The organism is Psychroflexus sp. MES1-P1E (assembly GCF_002836055.1).
GTDB lineage: Bacteria > Bacteroidota > Bacteroidia > Flavobacteriales > Flavobacteriaceae > Psychroflexus.
In genome coordinates this window covers 1-2776 of sequence record NZ_PJBS01000228.1, presented here as the reverse complement: position 1 = coordinate 2776, position 2776 = coordinate 1, and the positions used below count along the sequence as shown (strand labels likewise).

Here is a 2776-nt window from a genome sequence, read left to right as displayed (position 1 = left end):
TTAGAGTACAATATCTTATTTTCCAATTGATTAGAAAAAGTGGGGAATGAAGTTATTTCTTCAAGTTTAATCATATGAAAAAGATGCTATTTATGAGTTGTTTAATTGGTTATAACAGTTTGTGTGAAATGCGTTTTAATGCATTTTTACATGGTGTTGTGTGCTATTTTTTCTATCTTCTTTTCAATTATTTCTTTCAGTTCTTCAGACCATAGTATCCTGTAGTGTCCTAAGTTTTTTAATTAACGTGCTATAACAATTGTAAATGCAGACTGGTACGTTTATCCCTTTTTTACAAATAATCCAGCGTAAATTAGCTATTGAATCTTATTTCCAGCATACAATATGTTTACAAGCAATTAACCATACAAGTATCTCCAATAGCTTTTTTATTTTTCAGTTTTTGTTGGATTTTTGAAAAAGATAGAAGCAAAAAGTATCGCAAAAATCACATATATTATTGTGAGTGAAATAATAATTTCTTGATGCATTTGAATATTAGAAACAACTTTAACTGATGCAATTGCCCCAACTCCATAATGCATGAGATTTCCAATAGCGATTGGTTTATTATATATTCCTCCAATGAGCGTCCCCTTTGCCATCCAATTTAAAATGCCAAAACCCAAATATAAAGCACTCATTAAATTTAAAAAGAGTATTGTAATTGTGTTTGATTCAATATTTAAGTATTCCATTACCTCATTTGGTAAAAAAGAAAAAAGGATTCCAATTGCTGCTAATAGTATAGCGCTTGAGGTCATTATTATTTTTGTATTCATGAATGTAATTTTTTAATCTGTTAATTGTTCTTTCAAATCTTTTAATTGAGCTATCAATCTGTTTAATCTAGCTTCTTGTTTTTTTATGGCTTTTGGTCTAAAATAAAATGCATTTAGAGCTATCCAAAAAAGTACAAGACCATAAGATAAAATAGCCCAAGCCAAGGTCATTCTAACAGCATACTCGTACATATAGAGGCCAAGGCCTAAAGAAAGTAGAAAGAAGTAACTATTTAAAAGCGTTGTCTGCTGAAAACGCTGCTTTTTTTTAAGTTTTAATAGCTGTAGCAACTGCGCTTTAGCATTCGCCTCAATATTCTTCGTTAACAGAAGCGGGGTTAATGCGCTCTGGAATGCTATGTATATTAGAATAGCTATGATAATGATGATAATTCCAATTTTTGTAGTCAAATACTCGGGTTGATAATAGAACCAAACAAAACTTATAACCATACAAGCTAAGAGTAAAACAATGTTGGCTATAATGAGTTTAAATCGGATTTTTCTTTTAAATTCATTAGCTTTTTTTATGAGTTCCTCTGGTGATTGAGTTTCAATTTTCTGCTTATTCCAGTATTGTTTAAAGTCTATGTTATTTGTCATGTTTCTGGAATTTTATGCTTAGCTTTTCTTTAATTCGGTGAATCTTTACTCTAACATTACTTTCTGAAAGACCAACAATTTTTGCTATTTCTTTCTGTTTCAATTCCTCCAGTTCCAATGATATGATGATACGTTCAACTTCAGGAAGTTCTGATATGCATTTGTACAAAAACTCTACTTGAGGTTCATTATTGACTAGAATTTCTTCAACTATTTCATTTGGAAATTCAGATTTTGGCATCTTTTTATCTTTACTAATTTGTCTTAAGCAAGAGTTTACCGCAATTCTAAACACCCAAGTACCGATGGAAGATTCATTCCTGAATTTTGGTAGATGTTGCCAAACCTTTATAAAGGTTTCTTGTGTAATATCTTTAGCTGCATCATGGTCGTTCATATACCCCATACATTGCCGGTAAACTTTTGACCAATATACTTTATGAATTTCTTCAAAAGTCATTAATGAATCCAAGTTTTTAGAGAGGCTATAAACTGACTTTGTTGATCAATAAAGACATTGTGAGAGCAGTTCTCCATGTATTTTAAATTATTTTCTGGTATTATTCCTTTGATTTTCTTAACATGTTCTTTTGAATATAAACCATCTTCGGTACCGTAGAGTCCAAAAATATCAATTTTATGTTTTAATACATTTTTGAAGTTTTGTGTTAGATCTATGGAAGTATAATTTTCATTTTTCCAAAACCCTTTTGGTGCTTCCATGGTCATTTTTGTACCCTTACTTTTAAATAAAGTATCTGATTTTAATTTTGTGTAAATGGCTGTGGCTTCTTCAGATGGTGCTTTTGGCGTATAAAAATCATTTTGCATGGCATGTCCAAAACTGTACGAACTGTATTCCAGTGAGTTTTTATCCATGGTCTCAAGCATTCTGATGTATTTTAGGTTGGTGTTGTCATTATTGCTTTCGTAGATACTTTTGGAAGTTTTTATAATGGTGTTTAATGTCTCTTGTATAGATAATGGAGCGGCTACCAGTACTAAAGATTTTATTTTATTTGGATATTTCTCTGCGTAAAGAGTTCCAACCACGCCTCCAAAGCTATGTCCTATAAGGGTAGCATCTTTTAAATTGAATTTTTTATATATAGCGTCCAAATCATCAAATGTTTCTTGAAATGTGAATTTTGCATTTCCATCTGAAGATCTACCTTCTCCTCGTCTATCATAAACAATAACAAAAAATCCGTTTTCGCTAAGTTCTTTGGCCGTTGATACTTCAAAACCTATTGAATTGTATCCAGGGCCACCATGAAGGTAAATTAGTGGTTCATTGCTTGGGTCACCAAATGCTTTTGAATAAATTGTTTGAGAGCTAACTGAAATGGTTGTTATTAAAAATACGAATAATGTGGTAGTTTGTTTCATTT

Annotated in this window: 4 protein-coding genes; all 4 read right to left on the bottom strand. The window is 31.1% G+C overall.

Annotated features, from left to right (window positions below):
* Positions 1–389 precede the first annotated feature (389 nt).
* Positions 390–782: a hypothetical protein gene (locus CXF67_RS09115; protein WP_102088474.1), complete on the bottom strand. Its 393-nt coding sequence runs from the start codon at positions 780–782 to the stop codon at positions 390–392.
* Between the two features lie 12 nt (positions 783–794).
* Positions 795–1385 (bottom strand): hypothetical protein, encoded by a 591-nt coding sequence (locus CXF67_RS09110; RefSeq protein WP_102088473.1) that lies wholly within the window; start codon positions 1383–1385, stop codon positions 795–797.
* On the bottom strand, positions 1375–1845 hold the full coding sequence (locus tag CXF67_RS09105) for an RNA polymerase sigma factor (protein ID WP_102088472.1): 471 nt from the start codon (positions 1843–1845) through the stop codon (positions 1375–1377). Before CXF67_RS09105 ends, CXF67_RS09110 begins: the two co-directional genes overlap by 11 nt.
* Positions 1845–2776, bottom strand: a 932-nt coding sequence (locus tag CXF67_RS09100) for an alpha/beta hydrolase (protein ID WP_102088471.1), incomplete at its 5' end; no start/stop codon positions are given. The genes CXF67_RS09105 and CXF67_RS09100, both read right to left, overlap by 1 nt.